This is a genomic window from Kosakonia sp., from assembly GCF_032052965.1.
In the GTDB taxonomy this organism is placed as follows: domain Bacteria; phylum Pseudomonadota; class Gammaproteobacteria; order Enterobacterales; family Enterobacteriaceae; genus Kosakonia.
Window position 1 is genome coordinate 62,472 of sequence record NZ_DAMBVN010000012.1, and the last position, 22,717, is coordinate 85,188.

Consider the following 22,717-nt stretch of genomic DNA (forward strand, 5'->3'; position numbering starts at 1 on the left):
TAATCCAGAAGGTTAAAAAATTTATTCGCTCACGGAACTTAATTTGAATTAAAACATCAAAACGGCGTCTGCGATTAATTTAATGCCTGGTTAGGCGTGGGAATTTAATAAAAAAGCCCCCTTCCTTCAACGGGGGGGAAGGGGGAAAAGTTTGTTAGGTTTACAGTTCTTTGGTAATGATAAAGAACGCAGCAACTTTAACGAATAATGCGGCAGATAAAATGGAGCCAGCATGAATAAATTATGGGGGCTGCCTTTGTTTATTTTTGCAGAAGGCTGTGGTTTTTTTAGTTATTCCGTCGGATTCAAAATAAAACAGCCAGTGAACATTTTTTACCGCTAAGGTCATCCCTGGGCCGGGACCGTGAGGTTTCCCCCCTTCACCGCATTGCTGCAGTTGGGATTTGGAAGGGGGGAAGAGGTACTACAATGAAGGAATGGCATTGCGCCATTATTGATGCCGACCGGATCCATTCCCATCGACATCAACGCGTTAAGGATATACTCAGACCATGAATGGATTATGCAGAAGCAGTGAAGATTTTGTCATCATCTATAACAGACGATACAGGCTTTGCCCCGGGCAATAAAAAAGCCGGAATAGTTGATATTCCGGCCCGATGCAAGGCATCAGAAGTGCGTATTTACGCTGACATAAAACGTACGACCCGCTTCGTTATAGGTTTCTGCACCTGCGCCATACAAATATGCTCCAGTGGTGGAGTTGCCGGTGGTTTGCGCATTGCCTGCCCGGTAATGACGCACATCGAAGATATTTTCTACGCCGCCCGTCAGACTCAGGTTTTTATTTACCGTCCAGGTCGAACTCAGACCGACAATGCTATAAGGGCTGACTTCATTGAGTTCGCTGCCCGATACCGCCGCGCCTTTGTAGTTAAAGCGTTTCGGTTTCTGTCGGCCGTACCAGGTGAAGGTGCTTTGTAATGACCAGTCATCACGTACCTGCCAGGCGAGCGCAGAATTCAGCGTGAATTGAGGGATCACCGACAGACGATCGCCCGTGGTCTTGTTTTTGCTTTGCAGCATCCAGGTCAGATTGTTGGTCCAGTTTACTGTTTCCGTCACGGGAACGTTAAAGGTGCCTTCCAGACCTTCAACCAGCGCTTTTGGAATATTTTCCCATTGGTAGATATTGGTCGTGCCGTTGCTGGCCGTACCGACCGCGGCATAACCGGATTCGATCTTGTTGTGGTAATCGTTACGGAAGTAAGTGACCCCGGTCTGGAAACCGTTGTGCTTATACTCAATACCGATCTCTTTGTTGACGCTGGTTTCAGCTTTCAGATCCTCATTACCCATCAGGTAACAGGCCGCGCTGCTGTTGTAGCAACCCTGACCGTTGCTGTAGAGAATATAGTTCGGATTGAGCTGGTACAGGTTCGGCGCTTTATAGGCGCGGGCGATCCCCAGTTTCAACGTCCAGTCTTCCGCCAGACCTTGCGACAGATTGAGCGACGGGCTCCAGTTATTGCCAACAATACTGTGATGATCAAAACGCAGTGCCGGCGTAAGCATGGTACTGTCGGTCAGCGCGATATTGTCCTCGGTAAACAGCGAGAAGATCTCGGCGCTTGAGTAAGGGCTGCGTCCCGTGCTGTCGGTGCCGGAAATTGAACCGTAAGAGAGCGACTGAGCAGTAGACACGCCATCTTTCATACGCTGCTGGTTCCATTCCGTCCCCACGGTCAGATTTTGATCCACGCCCAGCGTAAACGGAATATTCACCTCGCTGTGCAGCAACACATCCGCCAGGTCGATATCGGAGAACTTATCGCTGGAGAAGATCCCCTCCGTTCCGCCCGCCAGGCCTTCGTTCATCCTGGAGTTACGCGTACGTTCATACTGGGCGTACGTATTGGTTGTCACGCCGTTATCCCAGCCGCCGGTCCAGGTCAGCCCGTAGGTTTGACGGTAAAGACGGTTAGTCTCTTTGCCGTATTTGCTCTTCACTAATGTGCTGGTATTCGTGTTCTGGGTGTCTCCGGCGTACAGGTTCCCCTGGCGGCTGTAGCCGGACTCAAATTCCAGGGCCTGCATTGGCGCAAATTCCCAGCGCACTTTGCCGTGAATATCCTTGTTGATGACACCTTCGCGACCCGCCGGGTAGGATCCAGCGTAAGTACCGGTGCGTGCGGCCTCATGACCGGAGTTAATATCCTGCGCATCGGCCTGCGTTTTGCTCAGGTTGCCCCACAGGTTGAAACTGACTGTGTCAGAGAGCGGGCCGTTAAGGCTAAAGTTGGTGCGTTTTGTTGACCCCTCTTTACGGTGCTGCGGGGCATTCAGATAGGTGTTCCACGAGCCGTGCCATTCGTTCTGGTTCGGTTTGGTGATGATATTGACCACGCCGCCCATGGCACCGTTGCCATAGCGCGCCGCAGCCGGCCCTCGGACCACATCGATATGATCGATCATTTCTGCGGGCACCCAACTGCTGTCGCCGCGGCTGTCACGATCGCCGCGCCAGCCATAGCGCACCGCATTTCGGCTGGTGACGGGCTTGCCATCAACGAGGATCAGGGTATTTTCCGGCCCCATACCACGAATATCGATCTGGCGGTTATTGCCACGCTGGCCGCTGGTGGAGTTGCCTGTCAGGTTCACGCCGGGTTGGGTACGGATCAGTTCGGATACATCGCGCGCGGGCGGGTGTTTGCTGATTTCATCCGCCGTGATGGTCGAGACGCCAGAGGCCTGTAACGTTTGTTTGGCGGCGGTAACCACCAGGGTATCTTCATTGTGTGTGGTATCTGTTTTCTGGCTGGTGTCAGACGTTGTGCTGGTGTCAGCGGCATAGGCCGGAAGCGTCAGTCCCCAGAGCGCCATGTGAACCAACATGGCCAGTGAGTAGTGCGAAGTGTGTTTCATGCCATATTCCCTGTGTTCTTCTTTTACGCTTGATCCTCGCTTTTCCATTGCCGAATCATTTGCAGACGTAGCGATGCCTCCTTGTGCTGTTGCGCAAATAAGACGTAAAGCGGGTAAGTGCTTTCCAGCGCCAGCGAAAAGGAATAAAGCGAGAGAGGTCATTACATGACGTTATTAGCAAGTAAAATCATGCGGCAATGACGTTAGTGGAAATGGCATTGATTATCAACATAATAATCATTCAAATATTTCAAAATATAATTTATATATAAATCAATCATTTAAATTTGTTGCGAATTTGGTAATTACAAGCGGGGTTTAACAATGCACATTAAAAAACACAGATAAACCACACTGTGTTCATATTATTTCCATAATTAATCTGGTCGTGACTCACTATTTACATTAACCATCCGGTGAATCTTATTTTCTTCACTCGCCACTGACCCGTTGCGGAAAAGATGCCAGCAGCCAGTCAATAAATACTCGCAAGCGGTGCGTGACATGCCGGTTTTGTGGATAGACCACGTGGAAAGGATAGGGTGCCGGACGCCATGCGCTGAGGATCTCCACCAGTGCGCCGCTTTTTAGCGACGGGCCAAGGGCATAGCTGAAGGTCTGAATAATCCCTAATCCTGCCAGCCCGGCAGCAAGATGCGCATTACTTTCATTAACGCCAATGCGGTGTTCAACTTTGATGTCGGTGGTTTCGCCATTGCGTTCAAAACGAAACGGGAAAGCCCGCCCGGTTTGCGGCGAAAGGTAACTCACCAGCCGGTGGCCGTTTTTTAACTCTTGCGGATAAGCTGGTGTACCGAAAGCTTTCAGATAATCCGGTGTGGCACACGTCACCAGCGTGGCGCTGCCAATACGACGGGCAATCAGCGACGAGTTGTCCAGCGGCCCACCACGGATCACGCAATCGACGTTATCGCTAATCAGATCCACTGCGCGATCCGAAACGCCCAAATCAAGACGAATGTCCGGGTAGCGTGCCAGAAAATCAGGCAAAGCAGGGATCAACACATCCCGTGCGGTAGAGCCGCCCACATCAACACGCAACAGCCCGCGCGGCGTACTGCGCACAGCGTTAAATGAGGTATCGATATCTTCCAGATCGCGCAGCAGACGCGCGGTCCTCTCGTAATAGTCGCGTCCTTCCGGCGTTACCGTGACCCGGCGGGTAGTGCGTTGCAGCAGGCGCACGCCGAGATGGGCTTCCAGCTCCTGCACCAGCTTACTGAGCGTAGCGTTGGGCATCTCTAACGAGTCTGCCGCCCGGGTAAAGTTGCCTGCTTCCACCACGCGGGCAAAAGCCCGGATTGCCATTAATTGGTCCATAGCGCCTCCTTTGTTGGGTTGATTATACACACACAGAAATAGTCCTTTTTATTTTTCGCTATTTTTCAATAAAAACACCGACGGTACAGTGCAGCCATACCTGAGGCGAGAAGCAATACGCACAGGTGCATCTTATTCACTGCAACGAAAATTGAGGCGCAAAAAATGAGTACAACACTGAGCGGAAAAATTGCCCTGGTTACGGGCGGCACCAGCGGCATTGGCCTGGCTACGGCGAAAGAACTGGTCGCACAAGGTGCGCAGGTCTTTATCACTGGCCGTCGGCAAAAAGAGCTGGATGCGGCGGTAGCAGAAATCGGCCAGGGCATTACCGGCATTCGCGCAGATGCCTCCGTTCTGGCGGATCTCGATGCGGTTTATGCCCATATCGCCAAAAGCGCCGGGCGACTGGATATTCTGTTCGCTAATGCGGGCGGCGGAGATATGTTGCCACTGGGGGCGATTACCGAAGAGCAGTTTGACCGGATTTTTGGCACCAACGTGCGTGGCGTTCTGTTCACGGTGCAAAAAGCGTTGCCGCTGCTGGTTGACGGTGCGGCGATTGTGCTGACCGGCTCAACAGTGACCATTAAAGGCACCGCCAGCTTCAGTGTTTATAGCGCCAGTAAAGCGGCGGTACGCAATTTTGCCCGCTCATGGGCGCTGGATCTTAAAGAACGCGGCATCCGTGTTAACGTGGTCAGCCCAGGGCCGGTACGCACGCCGGGTTTAGGCGAACTGGTACCGGACGAGCATCGGCAGGGGTTGTTTGACGCGCTGGCGGCGCAGGTACCGCTTGGTCGCCTTGGTGAGCCGGAAGAAATTGGCAAAGCGGTGGCCTTCCTCGCCTCTGATGCCGCCAGCTTTATCAACGGTAGCGAACTGTTTGTTGATGGCGGTATGGCGCAAATCTAACCCTCAGAGAAGGCGCATTCTCCGTACCAGAGGATGCGCGCTTCCCCGGCGTAGAGCCCGGCTGCCGCGCCGGATTTGCCATTTTCGGCAATAGCTAAGCGATTTAAATACTTTGTTATTTCCGCCGTTCTCTCACATCGTGGCCGCACAGTAAGCAGTGAGTGTGGGCGTGAATGGTAAAGCAAGGTCCAGTCTATTTACATGAAGAACAGCGTGTCGTTATTCGTCAGCTTTCCCGATCCTGGTTATGGCGCAGCGAGCTGCCGACCTGGCTGGTTATTATTACGGTGTATGGTGGCTGGTTTACCACCCTGGCGTATTGGAAAACGCTGGGGTTACTGCCCGCAACCCTGGTATTGATCGGGTTTACCTGCTGGTACCTGTCGGTGCAGCATGAGCTGATCCACGGGCATCCCACGCGCTGGCCACGGTTTAATCAGTTGCTGGGGCTGATGCCACTGGCGATCTGGTACCCGTTTGGCCTCTACCGTGATGCGCACCTCGCGCACCATCGCACACATTTGCTGACGCTGCCGGACGAGGATCCGGAATCGTATTATTTTACCCCTGCAGACTGGCACCGCCTGCCACGCTGGCAGCAATACATTATTCATCTGCGCAATACGTTTGTGGGGCGTTTACTGATTGCGCCGCTGCTGGATATAGCGCAGCTACTGGCGGGAATGGTTAAGGCGTTTCGTTTTCGGCAACGTTCAGCGATAGCCATGTGGTTGGTGCATATAGCCCTGCTGGCGCTGTTGCTGCTGTGGTTCAGATACTGCGATTTTTCGCCGCTGTGGTTTGTCCTGGCCGTGAGCTATCCGGCGCTGGCAATAACCAAAGTGCGTTCGTTTCTGGAACATCGGGCGGCGGACGATCCGCTGGCGCGTTCGGTGATCAACGAAGCCGCGCTGCCGTGGCGGCTGTTGTTCCTGAATCTCAACTACCACGCAATCCATCATGATTTACCCGGTGTCCCCTGGTATGGTTTGCGCACGCTGTATCTGCGTGACAAAGCCGCCTGGCAGCAGCGCAATAGCGGGTTTCTGGTTCGCGGCTATAGTGAATGGTTACGACGGTTCTTGTTGAAAGCCGTTGAGGTCACTGCCCACCCCGGCGATAACATACGACATGACTAAGCTTGCGTACCCGATGTATGACCTTCACCGTCCGGATACCGTTGCGTTACTGGGCGCGTTACAGGAATTGCTGGCAGCCAGAGGGCTTGCCGCTGAAGCCATCTTTCCGGTGGACGACCTGGACACGCACTGGCAGCAGCCGGATGTGTTGCTGAGCCAGACCTGCGGCTACCCGCTGGCGACTCGCTTAATGGCGGTTCAGCCGCTGGGCTGTTTTCATTATCTGGCGACAGGGTGCGAAGGTCACCTTTACCGCAGCCTGCTGGTGGCGCGCCAGGCCGATAGCGGAAAGGCACTGGCTGATTTTCGCCATCGCCGCGCGGTATGCAATTCCCCCGATTCACAGTCTGGCTACAACGTCCTGCGCTATATGACGGCCATGTTGCCGGGGGAAGGGCGCTTTTTCTCGCATCTGCTGTTCAGTGGCAGCCACCGGCAGTCGCTGGTGGCGCTGGGCCAACAGCAGGCCGATATCGCCGCTATTGATTGTGTCACTTATGCGTTGCTACAGCGCCATCAGCCCGCTTTGTTGGCCGGGCTGACCGTGATTGCGCAAAGCCCGCTGGCACCAGGATTGCCGCTGATCACCGCCCAGGGCACGAATGCGGAAACCCGCGCCCTGGTGCAGGCTGCGCTGCAGCAACTGGTGAGCGACAGACGTTATCGTGAAGTATGCGATGCCGCATTAGTGGGCGATTTTTGTCCTGTCACACGGCGTGATTATGATTGGCTTTTGCACTGGCGGGACGCGGCAACAGCGCGTGGTGTAACGCGGCTATAATTCGTGAATACTTTCAACATGTTGCCATAATTTGTTACCTGCAAAGGGCACATACCGCCAAAGACAAAGCCGGGGGGAAGGCAGAAAGTGAGGGTTTTGTCAGTTGCCGTCCGGGCAGCAATTTGAAGCCGGAAGAAGGAAAACTCATGAGCAAATTATTTTCGGAAGTGAAGATTGGTCAGGTTGAGCTGGATAACCGTATCGTGATTGCTCCCATGTGTCAGTACTCGGCCGTTGAGGGGAAAGCGACCGCCTGGCACCGCATCCATTTAGGTAACCTGGCGTTATCGGGGGCGGGATTATTAATTATTGAAGCCACGGCAGTCGAGCCTGCGGGCAGGATTTCACCGTCAGACCTCGGATTATGGGATGACGGCACAGAACAGGCATTACGAACAGTGATCGACGATATTCGCCATTATTCGCCGGTCAAACTGGGCATTCAGTTAGGTCATGCCGGGCGTAAAGCCTCGGTAAGCGCGCCCTGGCTGGGCGGGAAGCAGCTCGCACTGGAAGAGGGCGGCTGGGAAACGTTGTCGGCTTCGGCCCTGCCGCACGATCCCGCAGAACGCGCGCCGCGAGAAATGAGCAAACAGGATCTGGCGCGAGTGAAGCACGCGTTTGTTGATAGCGCCCTGCGCGCGGTGGCGCTCGGTATTGAGGTGATCGAGATCCATGCCGCGCATGGCTATTTATTGCACCAGTTCCTTTCCCCGCTTTCCAACCAGCGCAGCGATGAGTACGGCGGCAGCCTCGACAATCGCCTGCGTTTCACGCTGGAGGTCTTTAAAGCCGTGCGCGATGCCGTGCCATCGCAGGTGGCTGTCGGCATTCGCATTTCGGCCACGGACTGGGTCGAAGGGGGATGGGATGTGGCGCAGTCCGCCGTATTAACAGAAAAAATCGACGCGCTGGGCGGCGATTATGTTCACGTTTCCAGCGGTGGGTTGTCGCCGTTGCAGAGCATCAAGGTCACGGCCGGGTACCAGGTGCCGTTTGCCAAAGCATTGCGCCAGAAGACCCGTATGCCGGTGATTGCCGTCGGGTTGATCACAGAACCTCAGCATGCAGAAGAGATTTTGCAACAGGGCGATGCCGATCTGATCGCTATCGCGCGCGGTGCGCTTTATGATCCCCGCTGGCCATGGCACGCTGCAGCCGCGCTGCATGGCGCAGTGAAGATAGCACCGCAATACCGCCGCGCAGAACCTCACGGTGTGAAAGGTACGGTTAAATAACGTTATTGGGTTCGCCAGACACTGCCCACTGCGGGTGGGCAGTTTAAAGCCCCTTACGTACCAGCTCTGCCGCTTTCAGGAAAACATCTTCTTCGACGCCGTCGCCCCGGTTCTTGCCCTGTCGCTCGATTTCGTCGATTATGCTGTCCCGGTTTATTGGCGTTCGCTCTGCAATCAGGCCAATGACCGCTGCACCAATGGCTAATCCAATGAGTCCCGTGTGCTCATCATTGAACTTCATGCTGACATCCTCGTTTTCTTCTCTTCACCCAGAAAATTTAGCACAGTGGTTGGTTTTCGCCATTTACAAGAAATTTCTTTTATATCAGAGTGTTGTTGTTTTTTTTTGGCTTGTTGATACATGTAAAAACGCCTGAAGCAGTGGCTTCAGGCGTAAGGATGTTAAATCAGAAGGATTGCCAGTTATCCTGTGAGGAAACCAGCGCCAGTTTTGCCGGTTGGGCGGCGCTTCTGCTGCGCGACTCGCTGGCCGGATGGCGAGATTTCACGCCGGATTCGAACAGCGCGATCGCTTTGCTCAGCCGCTCAGCCTCTTTCTCCAGTGAAACCGCATTGGTCTTCGCTTCCTGTACCAGCACGGCGTTTTGCTGTGTCGCCCCGTCCATTTCCGTCATTGCCTGGCCGATTTGCTCGATGCCACGGCTTTGTTCGTCGGAGGCTACGGAAATTTCGGTCATTAATTTATTCACTTGTTCCACAGAAGAGATGATAACCGACATGGCACCACCCGCTTCCTGTACCTGTTCCGCCCCGGTTTTGACCCGCAAAACAGATTCCTGAATTAAGGTTTCGATCTCTTTTGCCGCTTGTGCACTACGCTGCGCAAGCGCGCGAACTTCACTGGCGACGACGGCAAACCCGCGCCCCTGTTCCCCGGCGCGCGCCGCTTCAACCGCCGCGTTAAGTGCCAGCAGGTTGGTCTGGAACGAGATGCCATTAATCACGCTGGTGATGTCGGCAATTTTTTGCGAGCTTTCAGAAATACCGTGCATGGTGGTCACCACTGTGGCGGTGATCTCGCCACCTTTTTGGGCCGTACGCTGTGCCTCTTCAGTCAGTTTGCGCGCGTCGCGCACGTTGTCGGCATTATTTTTCACCGTGGAGGTCAACTGCTCCATACTGGCGGCGGTCTGCTGCAGCGCTGCTGCCTGCTGATCCGTACGCCCGGAGAGTTCATCATTTCCTTCGCGGATCTGACTGGTGCTGCGGAAGATACTGCCGGAGCTGTCCTGAATAGTTTCAACAGTGGTGCGTAGGCTCGCTTGCAGGCTGCGGATATAGGGGATCATCTGACCGGCACAGTTGCGGCCAAATTCATGCAGTTCATTGTTCAGTCTGCCTGCGGTCATGGTTTCCAGATGTTTTTGGATCATGCCCAGCGGTTTGACCAGAAAGTTCACCAGATAACGGTCGGTAAGGAACAGCGTGAAGACACCTGCGATCAGGGCACCGATCAGCACATATTTATTAAAGCTGACTTCAGCGCGTGTCTGATCGAGCAGGTCATTCGACTGGATCGCCTGGGTATATTTCTCGGCCGTGGCGCCAAATTGTACGCTCAGCGGAGGATAGCTTTTACGAAACAACGCGCGGAATTGATCGGTTTGTTGACTCTTCGCCGCGCTCAGCATCGGGACGATGCCGTTATTCAGCAGGGTTTCCCAGTCATTTACCATCGCGTCGACCAGCGCTTTATCCACACCGGGATGTGGGGCCTGGCGGAATTTCGCCAGCATATCTTGAGTGATGGCCAGTGCTTTTCCGGCAGACTCGAACGTTTTTGCCGCATTTGCCTCATCACCCGACTGCTGAAAATCCATTGCCCGCAGCATGCGCGTCACTGTGCGAAAATATTGATCGTTGCCTTTTACCAGCAGGGCATACGCATTTTTTTGCCCGGCGTTTTGTTCCAGAAGTTGTTCGATAGTGGAAAAGTTATGGAAAGTCAGGAGGGTCGCCATTCCCCAAATAATGCTGAACAAGGCTAAAATAATCAGCAGCATTTTTCGGATAGTGATGTCGCGAAGTATTTTCATTATGCTTACCCCGGTAATAGAAATTACCCTTCAGGTTGGTGTTGGCCCAGCTGTCCGGCTATCTTACCCTCCTGGTTATTTTGACCAGAACGCCTCAGGCGTTGATAAAACGGTCTTTTATATTTTTGAAAAAAACGTTTTATTATATGAAAATTGATTTATATCAATTTAAAGATACTTAAACAGACAAAATCAAATAATTCCCACGATTTGATCACAGAAATCACTTTGTAAAAAATAAAAAAGAGATTTTAACGCAAATAAACTAATCGGCTACTTTTCCGCTGCTTCGATTTCTGTGGAAGCATTGAAATTTGCATTAAGTTTAATTTTATCGAGCGTTGTCGGTCGGCTAATAAAATAGCCCTGGATAATATCGCACTGCCAGGTTTTAAGCTGATCCAGCTGCTCTTGCGTTTCAACGCCTTCTGCGGTGACCTCCAAATCGTAATCTTTACCCAGACCAATGATCTTTTCGACGATTTTATGTGCAGTGACAGAGTCGTTCATCCCAAAAATAAAAGACTTGTCGATTTTAATGCCATCGAAGGGGAAGTTATTCAGATAATAGAGCGATGCGTAACCGGTACCAAAATCATCGATTAATAGTTTGACGCCTAACGATTTTAATTCTTGCATCACTTTTTTCGTGGTGTCCGGACCATTAAGGGTGATGTTTTCAGTGAACTCCAGTTCCAGCCTGGATGCCGGGAAGTGCGCATTGGTTAGTGCCGTTTTAACCCGTGCGATCATGGCGATGTCTTTACACTCCATCGGGGAGATGTTGACGGAAACCGACATATTTTCAAACTGTTGACCAATTTCATGACACGCAGTGAACAACACCCAGTCGGTAAGCGCAACGATAATGCCTGTCTCTTCTGCCAGCGGAATGAACTGATCTGGCATCAGTAAACCGTAGCCGGGATGCTGCCAGCGAACTAATGCCTCAACGGATGTAATGCGTGAAGTGCGCAGATCGTACCTGGGCTGGTATAACAAAAACAGTTGTCCTTCATTGATGGCCGAACGTAATTCTCGTTCCAGTTCCCGGCGTTGCACGATCTGTTTTTCCATATCCGGCTGATAAAACAGGTAGTTATTTTTCCCGGCATTTTTAGCTTTATACAGGGCAATATCAGAGTAGCGCAGTAAATCCTTAGCGGTTAGGGCATCTTTAGGTAATTGCGCAATGCCAATACTGACGCTGATATACACCTCAGCAGCAGAAATATAAAACGGTTTATTAATCTCGCTAATAATTCGCTGGCAAAATATCCTGATATCTTCTTCACTGTTTACATCCGGGGAAATAATAACAAACTCATCGCCGCCATGACGGGCAACCAGATCGGTATTACGTACGCATTTACGCAATCTTTCGGAGACATCGCTCAGGACTTTATCGCCTGCCAGGTGTCCGTAAATATCGTTAATGGCTTTGAAGTCATTAATATCAATGCTCATCATCACCAGCGATCCCGCCTGCGATTCATGAGTGAGGAGTTTCCCATCAAGGAATTCTTTCATGGTTAAGCGATTGGGTAAGCCGGTTAACTCATCATGGTGGGATAAATATTGGATGCGTTCACTGGCTTGTACTTCAAGCGTTACATCCGATGCGGTTGCGCGAAAGCCTAAATGACCGTTCGCCAGCATGACGCGTTTGAGCGTTAAATTACAATACCGCTGGCTGCCCAGTGCCGAGACGTAGCCACATTGCGAAAGCGTCAGGCTGTGATCAGCTGACGGTTGTGCCAGCCAGGCGATCAATGCGTTGTCTTTATTGACGAAAAAGTCGGTAAAGCGCCGTCCGATCCACTCCCCGATATGATGCCCGGTCACGACCGGAAAGCGATTTGAAATCCAGGTTAACCGCAGTTGCGCATCGGCTTCCCAGACCCAGTCGGTGGTGGTTTCCACAATATCGCGAAAGCGACGTTCGCTGGTCAGCAATGCCTGGCGGCTCTGCTCCAACAGAAAGATCTTTTCATCGTTAACCCGTGCGCGGAACAGCGCTTTACGTGCCAACTGCCATGCCAGCAAAACGGAGCCGATCATCAGCGCTGCCAGCAAGGGCAGGACCCAGGTGAACAGCGTCAGCGCGAACAGGGTACTGAAAAAAATAAAGCCCATCAGTAACGCCATCATCAGGATGGTCTGTTTCATGATGCTATGTGTATCGCCTGTCCGCAGAGAGGGCGTTCTGTCGTCAGGTAGACTCATTCGTGCCCCTGGTATATTAACTAAGCAGATTCTTAATGTTATTAACGGCAGGGCGCGCAGTTTATTTACTGTCAATGTGACAATTTATTGATAATTCGCGTAGTTATGTGATTCCGCTGAATATTTTTTCTGGCGCTAAAATCGCATAAAATAAAGATTAATGTAACCTTAAGGTCGTAAGGCAGGAATAAATAAGCCTGCTAACGGCAGGGATTTAATTATAAACATGGGCGCGTAGCGATTTCCCGCAGAACCTCTCGCGGCGAACCGCGAGAGGCGCAGACATGATCACTTCTTACCGTTAGGTTTTAACTGCTCGCCTGGTTTTAAGCGGAACAGCTCGTCATCGCGGGTGGAGTAGCGCACGGTGCCATCATCCAGCCGGTATGCACCTTCGGTGAAACCCGCACCGTTGAGGAAGGGGGCGACAGCATCCGGTTTCCCTTGATAAGCCGCTTCCAGCGCCAGCAAGGCATACGGCGCTATATGGTCGACATTGGCGTAAATATACTGAGGATCATCGACAAAGAAACCGTTCAGGCGTTTATGCGCAATAATATTGTTCGCCACGTTATCTGCCAGCGAGAGGTAGTTTTTATCGCCGGTGGCACGGGATAAATCAATCAACGCAAAAATGGCATAAGGTTCGCTATTGGTGGTCGCCATATTCAGCTGGCTGTTTTTCCCTCCCGGTTCGCCGATATCACCCAGACCCTGACCGCGAGCAATACCGCGTGCCACTTTCCACATATCGGCATCCTGCTCCAGCGTCCAGGCGCGAGCATACGACAACAAGAACTCATTGCCAGCCGGATAAGGCTTCAATTCCGTACCTTTTTTGCCGTAATAGCCGTCGCGCGGTAAGACATAGCCTGAGAGATCGGTACCGTTGGCCAGCATCGGCCGGAAGGTATTGCTCTTCTCGTCATAGGCATATTTGGCGAAGGCTTTCAGACCATCCAGCGTCCATTTTTTGAGATCATCGCCGTCGCGCCCCAGCGATTTCGCCAGTGCCAGCTGCATTAATGCGTTTTCCGAATAGAGCGTACTGGTGCGGCCTTTCAGCATCATATTGCCTTCCAGTGCTGTCGGGCCGAATTCCGGGCCAAACTGGCGCTGTGCACGATCGCCATATTTCGAGTTGGTGTCGGAATCATCGGTTGTTTCGGCGCGTTTCAGCGCCTGGGTGAACTGATAAACCCCCAGTCCGGTTTTTTTATCGCGTGGCAGCACATACTGCTCCGCCAGTCGCCTGGCCCAGATCAGCGCGCCTTTTTCGCCCTCGTATTGCCACAGCAGGGAGGCGGAGTAAATCAGATCGTTGCCGGCATTGAGGAAACTCAGCCCCTTGGTGGCAAAGAAAGGCGGTTGCTGTTCAAAATCGCTGGCCCACAGTTTTCCCATGGCTTTGCCATATTCGCCGTGACGGCTGGTTTCAAGGATCTTCCAGTCGTAAACATGTGCGTTCCAGAAAGCACGTATAAAACGCGCAGTGGCCGGTTTATCAACAGCGAACATCAGATCGTAATAGGGATAAGCGTTTTTCAGTTCATGGACCTGTTCTTTCTCGCTCGGCCCTTCCGGTTGCAATGTGTTGAGATCGATAAAACGGTGGCCCCCCCACAGCAGCAGCCCACTTTTGTCCTGATAGTGCTGGAAGTAATAGCGGACGTTGTCCTGCGCCAGTTGCTTATATTTAGTGTCACCGCTCAGATTGCTCAGCCCCACCAGCACCCGCATCAGGTTTTGCTGAGCCGAGAAATTCGACAGAACGGCAGTTTTGCCATCCGGAAAGATCCACGTCATCTGAGCGCCAGTGCGCGGATCGACGCCATCAGCCAGCAGCGGGACGTCGCTGTGCTGTTTGCTCCGGGCTTTTTCAATCACCGTATCAGCAAATGCCTTTACGCTGCTAAGTCGCTGGCTATCCTGCGCGGTGGCGGTGTGAGAAAACAGACTTATTAACCCTATCGCGAGCGCCAATTTGGAAAGTGTCATATTTCATCTCATCATTAAGAATAAGGATTTCTGGCGAAATCCTTATTGAAGAGGGAATACCGCAAGCGGATCGTTAGAAATTATATTTTATGCCCACACGATAACGCGTCTGGCGCTCATCGGTATATTTGCTGCCCGATACGTTACCAATTGCAGCGTACGGCGACCAGTTTTTGTCCCATTTGTAGGTCAATTTAAAATCATGTGACCAGTCATAGTTTTCATTATCGGCGATCAGCACGCCAGCAGAGGTCGCATGTTTGTAATCCAGTTCGTAATCGAGCTGATAATTATCAAACAGTTTCCACGACAGCGCAGCGGTCAGGTTGTAGCCGTTTTCGCTGGTGTCTTTCGTGGTACCGATATTACTCGAGTTACGCTTGAAGTACGGGCGGTAGCGCAGTGTACCGCTCACATCGCTGCTGAAATTCACCTTACCGCGCAGATAGGGACGATAGTTGTTAGAGGTGGAACTGGAGTCCAGTGAAAAACCCGGTTCGAGCTGGAAAGTCGGGTTAATTTTATAGACATAACTGGCCACCACTTCTGTGCCATTGCTAACGGTTTCATGGTAGGCCTTATCTTTATTTTGCGAGCCTTTCCATTTGCCCTCCAGCGATAAACCAAAGCCGTTAGCAAAGCGGTGCGACATTAATAAACGATCTTTGTGATTATTTCCGCCGCTGTCAGTTATTTCATGGCGATAATCAAATGTCACAGCCTGTGCAGCAATACTCACCAAAGGTACAGTAACTAATAAAAGCGTGCGTAACATAAAATCCCCTATTATTTATAGTCAGTAGGTACAAGATGTCCTCTGCAAAATTGCAGATAGTTTTATTCAAAGAGGAATGGGACATTCTCTCTCATTGCAAAACGATATAATTAGCAGACATAATTATTATGCCAAATATAGTTACGCTGCTGTGGCTGACACCGAAAGCAGCAGTTAATTAACCCCTAAATGTGGCGTGTGGTGCCGGGTGCCTCCCGGTGAATTGCGGGCCGATCTCCACAATTCGTCCATAAAAATGGAACCTCATTGAGGTTTCTTCATATCAGCTTGACCCCGCCGCTTAGGGGGATTCACCACACAGAATATGTTGTTAATGATGCATTGCTGATTAACAAGCGATAAATAGGTTGTTTTCATCTCTCGTTCAGACATTAAGTGGAACGCACTTTTACACAATTTGAAATGATGTTTTGAGACTGAGATCGAACTTTAAAGAGAGAGTAAAAATTATTCAAAGACCGTTTATAAAGATAATCTTACTCTTTAATTTTATTTTAATATCAATGTGTTACATGGTTTACATGCAGCTGTGTATGTGATCAGGATTAAGCTATTTCGCAGGCAAAATAATTTTCCTGATAAACTTATTCCTGGAATAAAAAATGAACGTCGGGACAAAAATGCAATACACTGGGCTTATCACCCGAACGGGCTAACGGGAATGAGCACGACGTTACGTCTTTGCAACTTAAACTAAACATAAACAAGACAGATCGGGCGCTTTGATCTGCCTGATTACCTACCTTACATTCAGGATAAAACAGAAAACGCCTTCCGTATGGGAGAGCAAAAATAAAAACATAACCTCTGGAGTACCCACATGAAAATCTACGGAAAGGATCGCCTTTTCATCTATGGAATTGAGAAAATACTCAAGGAGCTGAATCAGGAAAAGGGGCGATGGTTTCGCCACGGTGAACCGTCAATATATGTGGCTACGGGAATGGATATTGTGGAAATGTATTCATTATTGTTCTCCTGCCCACCCGCGCACTATTCTATTTTTATCTCATCGGAACGCCATTTTGACTCGCTCAGGCTGCTGTTCCCTGGGATGGTGAAATTGTGCCTGGCGGAAACTGTCCGTGCAGATGCATTACGCCATGCGCTGGAGGTAATGAGTTTACTGTCGGAGCAGAACCAGCAGCCGGGTTATCGCCACAGCATGCTGAAATTCACCAGTGCCGAGCAGCAAATTCTGCGGCTATTGCTGCGCGGGCATTCGGTGGATGATATCGCCCGTATACGTGGCGTGAGTCCAACCACCGTCAGCGTACAGCGCAATGGCATGATGAAACGGACCGGTACCCGCAGTCTGCAGGAACTCTGTTCGCTGTATGCAGCGATGCGTACCCGGGCTGAGTGCCCCCCCGCTAAGCGCCACGTGGTGAGTTTTTCCTGAACGGTAACAGGCATAGCCACGGCGCTTCAAACAGTGTGGGCGAAGGGCACTGATCATGCCCATATGCGTGACTGGTTAAAACACCATGGCATGTAACACGGTGCGGATCAGAATGCCAACAATGGCGCCAGGCAGGGCAAAGCGAAACAAGCGGACAAAACGGCTGGCGATACCTAAAAAGATGCCGATACCGGGCAGATCGAGGGTTTGCACCAGCAGCCCCGCCGAGGCATTGAGTTGCGCGGCGGTGAGTTGACCGTGCTGCACCATTTCCGATGCCACGCCAAAATAGGCGGTGCCGCCCGCCATGCATTTGGTTAATGTCAGCAATACATACACGCTTGAAATATTGAAGAAAGCGAGCACGGGGGTTAACAGTGCGGTTAAGGCTTCCACCGCGCCGGCTGCTTTTAACAGCCCGACCACGGTTAGCGACAGCAGTAGCATCGGCAGCGACCCGAGTGACAAGCGTATGGCATCTGCCCCTGCGCCATTGATCACTGAAATTAACCCGGCGCGGGGTTTATCGCGGTGAAGTTCCGCCTCCTCGCTACGCAGACTCACCCCGGAGAGTTTTCGGCCTGTCACGTACCAGGTCAGTGTCGATGCCGCCAGGCCGCCGATCAGCGAAATAATAATCGCCACTCCCCAGTGCAGGCCAAACGGCGTCAGCGGGTAAAAGACATTTGCCTGGCCCATGGCGAATAACATTGCCAGTGTTGCCGCCAGGTGGCGGTCAGAAGTACCGCGTTTTTCCATTAGCGCCAGCGAGGCAAGCGGGGCGGCGAAGCTGACAAAATTCAACTGGATGAGGGCGAATATGCCCATGCCGTTTATGCCAAACGGTTTCAGTAACGGGGCAGTGATTCGGACAATCACCTCCAGCACGCCTTTCTCTTCCAGGTACTTCATAATGATGAGCATCACAACCATGATCGGCAACAAGGTGTACAACGCAACATCTACCGAGACCTTGCCCGCCGACATGATGACTTCAATGATATTCATTACTGACTCCGGTGAATGTTTTCACCGATATAGTACACCCGGCAACAATGTGACAGGCCTGGTCAGGCCATTGTATTTTCTTATTTTCTGTAAGCGGACGTGGCAGAAGGCGGAGCGTGCGAACGCTGCGCCAAAACGTGAAAACCGTTCTGGCGCAGGGGATCAGAGGAAATGAATATGCTTTTTGCCGTGATCCGGCGAAATCTCAATTCGGGCGTTAACCTGAAAAACGTTGGCCAGCATCTCTTGCGTTAACACCTCGTCCGGCGTACCGCTGGCAACGATTTGCCCTTTTTGCATCACAATCAACGTATCGCAGAACATCGCCGCATGATTAAGGTCGTGCAGGGCAATAATACTGGTGACCGGCAGTTCGCTGATCAAACGCATCAACTGCATCTGGTGATGAATATCGAGATGGTTGGTCGGTTCATCCAGCAGGATCTCACCGGGCGACTGTGCCAGCGCGCGGGCAATGTGTACCCGCTGACGTTCGCCGCCTGAGAGGCTTTGCCACCCCTGATCGCTGTGCTCAAGCATATCGACGCGGGCCAGTGCCGCATTGACAATCTCGTCGTCGTGATGTGACCAGGCACTGAAGGGGGAATGATGCGGAATTCGCCCCAGCTTCACGACATCACGCACGCGGATATTGGCTTCGGTGGCAGCGTGCTGTTCCACAAATGCCACGCGTTTTGCCAGCGCTTTCTTTTTCAGCGTGGCGATGTCGCTACCGTCGAGCATCACTGTGCCGCTATCAGGCCGACGCAGGCCCGCCAGTATGCGCAACAGAGAGGATTTTCCTGAACCATTGGGACCAAGCAGCCCCAGTGTTTGCCCTTTTGGCACCGCCAGAGAAACGTCATTGACGATGATTTTTTTACCCACCCGCCAACTGAGCCGGCTTGCGCTAATGCTCATGCAAACCTCCTTGAGCGATAGAGAATAATGGCAAAGAACGGGACGCCAACCAGCGCGGTGACCACGCCAACAGGCAGGGTTTGCGGGGCGATCAGCGTGCGTGAAGCGATATCTGCCAGCACCATCAGAATGGCACCCGCCAGCGCGCTGGCCACCAATAAACGGCGGTGCAGCGGACCAATGAAATAGCGCATCACATGGGGAACCACCAGCCCGACAAAGCCAATCGATCCGGCCATGCTGACAATAGTGGCGGTGATCAGCGCCGTCACCGAAAACAGGATCAGCCGGACCACGCCCACCGGGATGCCCAGCGAGGCGGCGGCATCATCGCCAAAGGTAAACGCATCCAGCGCTTTGGCGTGATACAGACAGGCCAGCAAACCGAGAATAACGACGACCAGCACCAGCTGGAATTCCGGCCAGCGCACACCGCTAAAACTGCCCAGCAACCAGAACATCACATCGCGGGCTTGCTGAGCGCTGGCGGAGGTGCTGACACTCCATGCGGTAATGGCATTAAACAGTTGCGAGGCGGCAACACCCGCAAGAATGGTGCGTTCATTGCCGCCGCGCGCGCCGTTGGTCAACACGGCAACAAAGAGGAAAGCGGCAAACGCGCCAAGAAAGGCGCCAGCAGACAGCGAGAGCGCACCCGCGCCGATCCCCAGCACCACCACCGAGACTGCGCCCGTTGATGCCCCGGCGGAAACACCTAAAACGTAGGGTTCCGCCAGCGCATTTTTCAACAGGCTTTGTAATACGGTCCCGCAAATGGCCAGGCCTGCGCCGCAGCATGCGGCCACCAGCGCACGGCTGAGGCGGAAATCCCACAGCACCGTTTCGTGGATCCGTTTCAACGGTTCGTGGGTCAGCCCCAGCTTGTTACTCACGGCATAAAAAGTGGTTCTTAATGGGATCGACAATTCACCCACGCCAACGCTGACCGCTATCACCAGCGCTAATAACAGCAATGACAGCACAAACAATATCCCAAGCTGCGCCTTTTTCAGCGCAGCAACAGACGGTGTGGTCATTTATCCAGTCCCAGGGTCTTCAACTGGGCGGCAACCTGCTCAGCACCATATAGCGTACGGATTGTCGGGTTCATTGCCTGGCCATCCATCACTACGATATGGCCTTTTTTCACCGCCTCAAGCTGGCTGACAGCCGGATCGCTCTTGAGGAACTTGATTTTCTCTTCGGCGTTATCCAGTGCCCAGCGGTTACGATCGAGACTGGATACCACGATCACATCCGGGTTCGCCGCGATGATGCTCTCCCAGCCGAGGGTCGGCCATTCGCTTTCCGACGTAATGGCGTTATGCCCGCCGAGTAGATGGGCAATATAGCCGGAGGCACTGTTTTTACCGCCTACATAAGCATCTGCCGTGGGAGACGCACTGGAGAACCAGAAAACAAACGAGAGATTTTTCTTGCCGTGGCCAAACTGGCTGCGCAGCGCCGCTTCACGTTGCTTAAATTCGGCAATCAGCGCATCACCGCGTGCCTGCACATCAAAGATTTTCGCCAGATCATCAATCTCTTTATACAACAGGGACGGATCCCACAGGCTGTGACGGCTCCCGTAGATATCGCCGTTGTCCTTTTTCGTGGCACACACGCCCGGCGAGAGGTAACTGTTGGCACCAATGGCGGCAAAATCTTCTCGTTTTGCCACTTTACTGTCCGGTCCGAGCAGGATCGGTAACTGCGCAACCACAAAGTCCGGCTCCTGAGCAATGATTGACTCCAGCGTTGGGATCTCAACGGTCAGGACTTTAACTTTTGCATTCCGTTCAGCCAGTTGCGGCAAGACTTTTGTCGGCCAGAAAGCGCTGGCAACCATTTTGTCTTGCAGATCCAGCAGCAGCATGATTTCCGCCGTGTTTTGGCCCAGCGCGACCACGCGCTGCGGGGCTTTTTCGAACGTGATCGGAACGCCGCAGTTATCCAGCGTCAGGGGATAATGCGTAGCGTCTGCCAGCGCGGAACCGGCAAACAGTATCCCCAGTGCAAATAACGATTTTTTAACGAAATGCATCATCATGACCTTTTGTGATTATTGATTTTGTAAATGAAAATCATTCTAATGCCGGCTCTTATACCGAGCGGCATAAACCTTGTCAATAATGAGGAAGGGCAAAGTCAAAACCTCAGACTCTGTAAGTCAATAACAAAAGTTGCCAGCGCTCTGTTAACCCGGTAAAAAGTGGCTTTTGTGCACGCCTCACCCGCTAAACGGTTTTTGCATGTTTGCTTATTTTTCTGCCCCGACAAAAGGGACATCGCCTTATCTGCTCGCGGGCAGTCAGCTTATCTTTAATATCGGCTTTTATGCCGTGGTGCCGTTTCTCGCCATCTACCTGCGCGATGACATGCAGCTTTCCGGCGCGCTGATCGGTTTGATTATTGGTCTGCGGACGTTCTCGCAGCAGGGGATGTTCCTGCTGGGCGGGGCGTTATCCGATCGCTTCGGTGCGCGGATCATTATTCTTTGCGGCTGTCTGGTGAGGATCAGTGGTTACCTGCTGCTGGCAATGGGCGATACGCTGCTGCCGGTGGTACTCGGCGCATGTTTAACGGGCGTGGGCGGCGCGCTGTTTTCTCCTGCTATTGAAGCGCTGCTGGCAAAAGCCGGCACGCAAAGCGAAAAAGAGGGCAAACGCAGCCGTTCGGAATGGTTTGCGCTGTTTGCGATCTGTGGAGAACTGGGCACCGTACTGGGGCCGCTGCTGGGATCGTTGCTGGCAGGGTTTGGTTTTCAGCAGGTTGCTCTGGCTGGGGCAGGGGTGTTCGTTATTGCGTTGCTGGTGCTGTTTTTTGCCCTGCCGCGCACGCCGGGCAAAGCTGAAACGCTGCATATACTGCCGTGGTGGAAAACGTTTCATAACCGCCGGTTTGTGGCTTTTATGCTGGCGTGGAGCGCTTATCTGTTTAGTTACAATCAACTCTACCTGGCGCTGCCTGTTGAGCTCACCCGCTCCGGCAGCAGCGAAAAAACGCTTGGCCCGTTGTTTATGCTGGCCTCGGTACTGATCATCACGTTACAAATGCCGCTGGCGCGCCTCGCCCGTCGCGTTGGTGCAGCGCGGATGTTACCTGTTGGGTTCGCGCTGCTTGCGGCTTCGTTTATCAGTGTTGCGCTGTTTGCGGCAACGCCTGCGCCAGAAAGCTGGCAGCGCTATGTTCCCGCGGTCTTCATGATCACGCTGTTAACACTCGGGCAGATGCTGATTGTGCCGGTGGGCAAAGACCTGGTGCCCTATTTCGCCAATAATCAGAACCTTGGTGCGCATTATGGCGCGTTGTCCTCAATGGGCGGTGTCACGGTGCTGGCGGGGAATTTTCTGTTGGGTGGGCAGCTCGATAATGCGCTCACGCCTTCCCCGCAGGCCAGCATTGCGTGGCTATGGCTGGCTCTGTTGCCGCTACTCAGCGCACTGGCGATGGTCGTGATTTGCCGCCCGCTCAGGCATCGTCACGGCTGAACAGGCGTTAAACGCCTGGTGAGGCATAGCCGCCAAGGATAAACCACGTCAGGAATGCGACCGCGACGATAAACACCAGAATGGGGAACGCAATACCAATTTTCATAGATCCTCTTTGTGCTGTGACCCGCGTTAAGCCGTAAGAAACCCCGTCGTCTGCGGGGAGACAACGTTAGCACAAATCTGCGCGAAGTGACCGTTCTGAAACGCTAGAAACGGCTGTAATTCGCCTGCTCGATAATAATTTTCAGGTAACTGTTGGCGATATTGTCCCGAAAGAATTTTTCCTGATCGTGGCTCATCAGAAAGCCTTGCCAGGTTTTTGGCGCCACGCCCAGATACTGTTCAACGCGCCCGTTGCTGTGTTCGAGTTCAAGCACGCTGGAGTTGGGATCGTAGCCTGCTGCTTTTAATGCACGGCAGCTCAGTGGGTGTCTTTTCATGGTGGATCATCCTGTCCTTAAACATCACTGTTAAAAATGCTTTTCTCCTATCGGCAGGTTTTCATGAATATT

Annotated in this window: 19 protein-coding genes; 6 read left to right on the forward strand and 13 right to left on the reverse strand. The window is 52.5% G+C overall.

The window, feature by feature from the left end; all coding sequences use genetic code 11:
- Positions 1-630: 630 nt before the first annotated feature.
- The gene (locus RTX30_RS15100) at positions 631-2,889 is read right to left on the reverse strand and encodes a TonB-dependent siderophore receptor (RefSeq protein ID WP_312690975.1); all 2,259 of its coding nucleotides are present in this window, start codon (positions 2,887-2,889) and stop codon (positions 631-633) included.
- A gap of 432 nt (positions 2,890-3,321) precedes the next feature.
- On the reverse strand, positions 3,322-4,230 hold the full coding sequence (locus tag RTX30_RS15105; protein WP_312690976.1) for a LysR family transcriptional regulator: 909 nt from the start codon (positions 4,228-4,230) through the stop codon (positions 3,322-3,324).
- Between the two features lie 165 nt (positions 4,231-4,395).
- On the opposite strand from RTX30_RS15105, the gene RTX30_RS15110 reads away from it, so the two are divergent.
- From RTX30_RS15110 to RTX30_RS15125, 4 genes are all read left to right on the forward strand, one after another.
- Positions 4,396-5,145: an SDR family oxidoreductase gene (locus RTX30_RS15110; RefSeq protein ID WP_312690977.1), complete on the forward strand. Its 750-nt coding sequence runs from the start codon at positions 4,396-4,398 to the stop codon at positions 5,143-5,145.
- A 173-nt stretch (positions 5,146-5,318) separates the two neighbouring features.
- Positions 5,319-6,284 carry a fatty acid desaturase gene (locus RTX30_RS15115; RefSeq protein WP_312690978.1) on the forward strand — a complete coding sequence of 322 codons (966 nt, stop codon included), beginning with the start codon at positions 5,319-5,321 and terminating at the stop codon, positions 6,282-6,284.
- Positions 6,277-7,065 carry a PhnD/SsuA/transferrin family substrate-binding protein gene (locus RTX30_RS15120; protein ID WP_312690979.1) on the forward strand — a complete coding sequence of 263 codons (789 nt, stop codon included), beginning with the start codon at positions 6,277-6,279 and terminating at the stop codon, positions 7,063-7,065. The genes RTX30_RS15115 and RTX30_RS15120 overlap by 8 nt, the downstream gene beginning before the upstream one ends.
- Before the next feature lie 146 nt (positions 7,066-7,211).
- The gene (locus RTX30_RS15125) at positions 7,212-8,303 is read left to right on the forward strand and encodes an NADH:flavin oxidoreductase/NADH oxidase (protein ID WP_312690980.1); all 1,092 of its coding nucleotides are present in this window, start codon (positions 7,212-7,214) and stop codon (positions 8,301-8,303) included.
- Positions 8,304-8,346: 43 nt separating this feature from the next.
- On the opposite strand, the gene RTX30_RS15130 is transcribed toward RTX30_RS15125, so the two are convergent.
- The 5 genes from RTX30_RS15130 to RTX30_RS15150 all read right to left on the reverse strand — a co-directional run bounded on the left by RTX30_RS15130 (position 8,347) and on the right by RTX30_RS15150 (position 15,359).
- Positions 8,347-8,544, reverse strand: a complete 198-nt coding sequence (locus tag RTX30_RS15130; protein ID WP_312690981.1) for a hypothetical protein — start codon at positions 8,542-8,544, stop codon at positions 8,347-8,349.
- A gap of 166 nt (positions 8,545-8,710) precedes the next feature.
- Complete coding sequence (locus RTX30_RS15135) at positions 8,711-10,360, reverse strand: methyl-accepting chemotaxis protein (protein ID WP_312690982.1); 1,650 nt, start codon at positions 10,358-10,360, stop codon at positions 8,711-8,713.
- Positions 10,361-10,633: 273 nt separating this feature from the next.
- Positions 10,634-12,586 (reverse strand): EAL domain-containing protein, encoded by a 1,953-nt coding sequence (locus tag RTX30_RS15140; protein WP_312690983.1) that lies wholly within the window; start codon positions 12,584-12,586, stop codon positions 10,634-10,636.
- Positions 12,587-12,874: 288 nt separating this feature from the next.
- Positions 12,875-14,584 (reverse strand): pectate lyase, encoded by a 1,710-nt coding sequence (locus RTX30_RS15145; RefSeq protein ID WP_312690984.1) that lies wholly within the window; start codon positions 14,582-14,584, stop codon positions 12,875-12,877.
- Positions 14,585-14,657: 73 nt separating this feature from the next.
- Entirely contained in the window at positions 14,658-15,359 is a 702-nt protein-coding gene (locus RTX30_RS15150) for an oligogalacturonate-specific porin KdgM family protein (RefSeq protein ID WP_312690985.1), read from the reverse strand.
- An 841-nt stretch (positions 15,360-16,200) separates the two neighbouring features.
- On the opposite strand from RTX30_RS15150, the gene RTX30_RS15155 reads away from it, so the two are divergent.
- On the forward strand, positions 16,201-16,782 hold the full coding sequence (locus RTX30_RS15155) for a LuxR C-terminal-related transcriptional regulator (RefSeq protein ID WP_312690986.1): 582 nt from the start codon (positions 16,201-16,203) through the stop codon (positions 16,780-16,782).
- A 75-nt stretch (positions 16,783-16,857) separates the two neighbouring features.
- Here RTX30_RS15155 and RTX30_RS15160 read toward each other — a convergent pair whose 3' ends face one another.
- The 4 genes from RTX30_RS15160 to RTX30_RS15175 form a co-directional block, all read right to left on the reverse strand.
- Complete coding sequence (locus RTX30_RS15160) at positions 16,858-17,790, reverse strand: nucleoside recognition domain-containing protein (protein ID WP_312690987.1); 933 nt, start codon at positions 17,788-17,790, stop codon at positions 16,858-16,860.
- A 162-nt stretch (positions 17,791-17,952) separates the two neighbouring features.
- Positions 17,953-18,711, reverse strand: coding sequence for an ABC transporter ATP-binding protein (locus tag RTX30_RS15165; RefSeq protein ID WP_312690988.1), 759 nt, complete (start codon positions 18,709-18,711; stop codon positions 17,953-17,955).
- On the reverse strand, positions 18,708-19,748 hold the full coding sequence (locus RTX30_RS15170; RefSeq protein WP_312690989.1) for an iron chelate uptake ABC transporter family permease subunit: 1,041 nt from the start codon (positions 19,746-19,748) through the stop codon (positions 18,708-18,710). The genes RTX30_RS15165 and RTX30_RS15170 overlap by 4 nt, the downstream gene beginning before the upstream one ends.
- Positions 19,745-20,755, reverse strand: a complete 1,011-nt coding sequence (locus RTX30_RS15175; protein ID WP_312691035.1) for an ABC transporter substrate-binding protein — start codon at positions 20,753-20,755, stop codon at positions 19,745-19,747. Before RTX30_RS15175 ends, RTX30_RS15170 begins: the two co-directional genes overlap by 4 nt.
- Before the next feature lie 208 nt (positions 20,756-20,963).
- On the opposite strand from RTX30_RS15175, the gene RTX30_RS15180 reads away from it, so the two are divergent.
- Positions 20,964-22,202, forward strand: a complete 1,239-nt coding sequence (locus RTX30_RS15180) for an MFS transporter (protein WP_312690990.1) — start codon at positions 20,964-20,966, stop codon at positions 22,200-22,202.
- A 7-nt stretch (positions 22,203-22,209) separates the two neighbouring features.
- Here RTX30_RS15180 and RTX30_RS15185 read toward each other — a convergent pair whose 3' ends face one another.
- The gene (locus RTX30_RS15185) at positions 22,210-22,308 is read right to left on the reverse strand and encodes a YoaK family small membrane protein (RefSeq protein ID WP_312690991.1); all 99 of its coding nucleotides are present in this window, start codon (positions 22,306-22,308) and stop codon (positions 22,210-22,212) included.
- A gap of 103 nt (positions 22,309-22,411) precedes the next feature.
- Positions 22,412-22,645 carry a KTSC domain-containing protein gene (locus RTX30_RS15190; RefSeq protein ID WP_312690992.1) on the reverse strand — a complete coding sequence of 78 codons (234 nt, stop codon included), beginning with the start codon at positions 22,643-22,645 and terminating at the stop codon, positions 22,412-22,414.
- Between the last annotated feature and the right edge of the window lie 72 nt (positions 22,646-22,717).

Bases quoted from the DNA above. Each gene is read 5' to 3' on its own strand.
- RTX30_RS15125 (WP_312690980.1), top strand. From the start codon at position 7,212: ATGAGCAAATTATTTTCGGAAGTGAAGATTGGTCAGGTTGAGCTGGAT.
- RTX30_RS15160 (WP_312690987.1), bottom strand. From the start codon at position 17,790: ATGAATATCATTGAAGTCATCATGTCGGCGGGCAAGGTCTCGGTAGAT.
- RTX30_RS15140 (WP_312690983.1), bottom strand. From the start codon at position 12,586: ATGAGTCTACCTGACGACAGAACGCCCTCTCTGCGGACAGGCGATACA.
- RTX30_RS15110 (WP_312690977.1), top strand. From the start codon at position 4,396: ATGAGTACAACACTGAGCGGAAAAATTGCCCTGGTTACGGGCGGCACC.
- RTX30_RS15170 (WP_312690989.1), bottom strand. From the start codon at position 19,748: ATGACCACACCGTCTGTTGCTGCGCTGAAAAAGGCGCAGCTTGGGATA.
- RTX30_RS15180 (WP_312690990.1), top strand. From the start codon at position 20,964: ATGTTTGCTTATTTTTCTGCCCCGACAAAAGGGACATCGCCTTATCTG.
- RTX30_RS15175 (WP_312691035.1), bottom strand. From the start codon at position 20,755: ATGCATTTCGTTAAAAAATCGTTATTTGCACTGGGGATACTGTTTGCC.
- RTX30_RS15130 (WP_312690981.1), bottom strand. From the start codon at position 8,544: ATGAAGTTCAATGATGAGCACACGGGACTCATTGGATTAGCCATTGGT.
- RTX30_RS15150 (WP_312690985.1), bottom strand. From the start codon at position 15,359: ATGTTACGCACGCTTTTATTAGTTACTGTACCTTTGGTGAGTATTGCT.
- RTX30_RS15120 (WP_312690979.1), top strand. From the start codon at position 6,277: ATGACTAAGCTTGCGTACCCGATGTATGACCTTCACCGTCCGGATACC.
- RTX30_RS15135 (WP_312690982.1), bottom strand. From the start codon at position 10,360: ATGAAAATACTTCGCGACATCACTATCCGAAAAATGCTGCTGATTATT.
- RTX30_RS15100 (WP_312690975.1), bottom strand. From the start codon at position 2,889: ATGAAACACACTTCGCACTACTCACTGGCCATGTTGGTTCACATGGCG.
- RTX30_RS15105 (WP_312690976.1), bottom strand. From the start codon at position 4,230: ATGGACCAATTAATGGCAATCCGGGCTTTTGCCCGCGTGGTGGAAGCA.
- RTX30_RS15145 (WP_312690984.1), bottom strand. From the start codon at position 14,584: ATGACACTTTCCAAATTGGCGCTCGCGATAGGGTTAATAAGTCTGTTT.
- RTX30_RS15115 (WP_312690978.1), top strand. From the start codon at position 5,319: ATGGTAAAGCAAGGTCCAGTCTATTTACATGAAGAACAGCGTGTCGTT.
- RTX30_RS15165 (WP_312690988.1), bottom strand. From the start codon at position 18,711: ATGAGCATTAGCGCAAGCCGGCTCAGTTGGCGGGTGGGTAAAAAAATC.
- RTX30_RS15185 (WP_312690991.1), bottom strand. From the start codon at position 22,308: ATGAAAATTGGTATTGCGTTCCCCATTCTGGTGTTTATCGTCGCGGTC.
- RTX30_RS15155 (WP_312690986.1), top strand. From the start codon at position 16,201: ATGAAAATCTACGGAAAGGATCGCCTTTTCATCTATGGAATTGAGAAA.
- RTX30_RS15190 (WP_312690992.1), bottom strand. From the start codon at position 22,645: ATGAAAAGACACCCACTGAGCTGCCGTGCATTAAAAGCAGCAGGCTAC.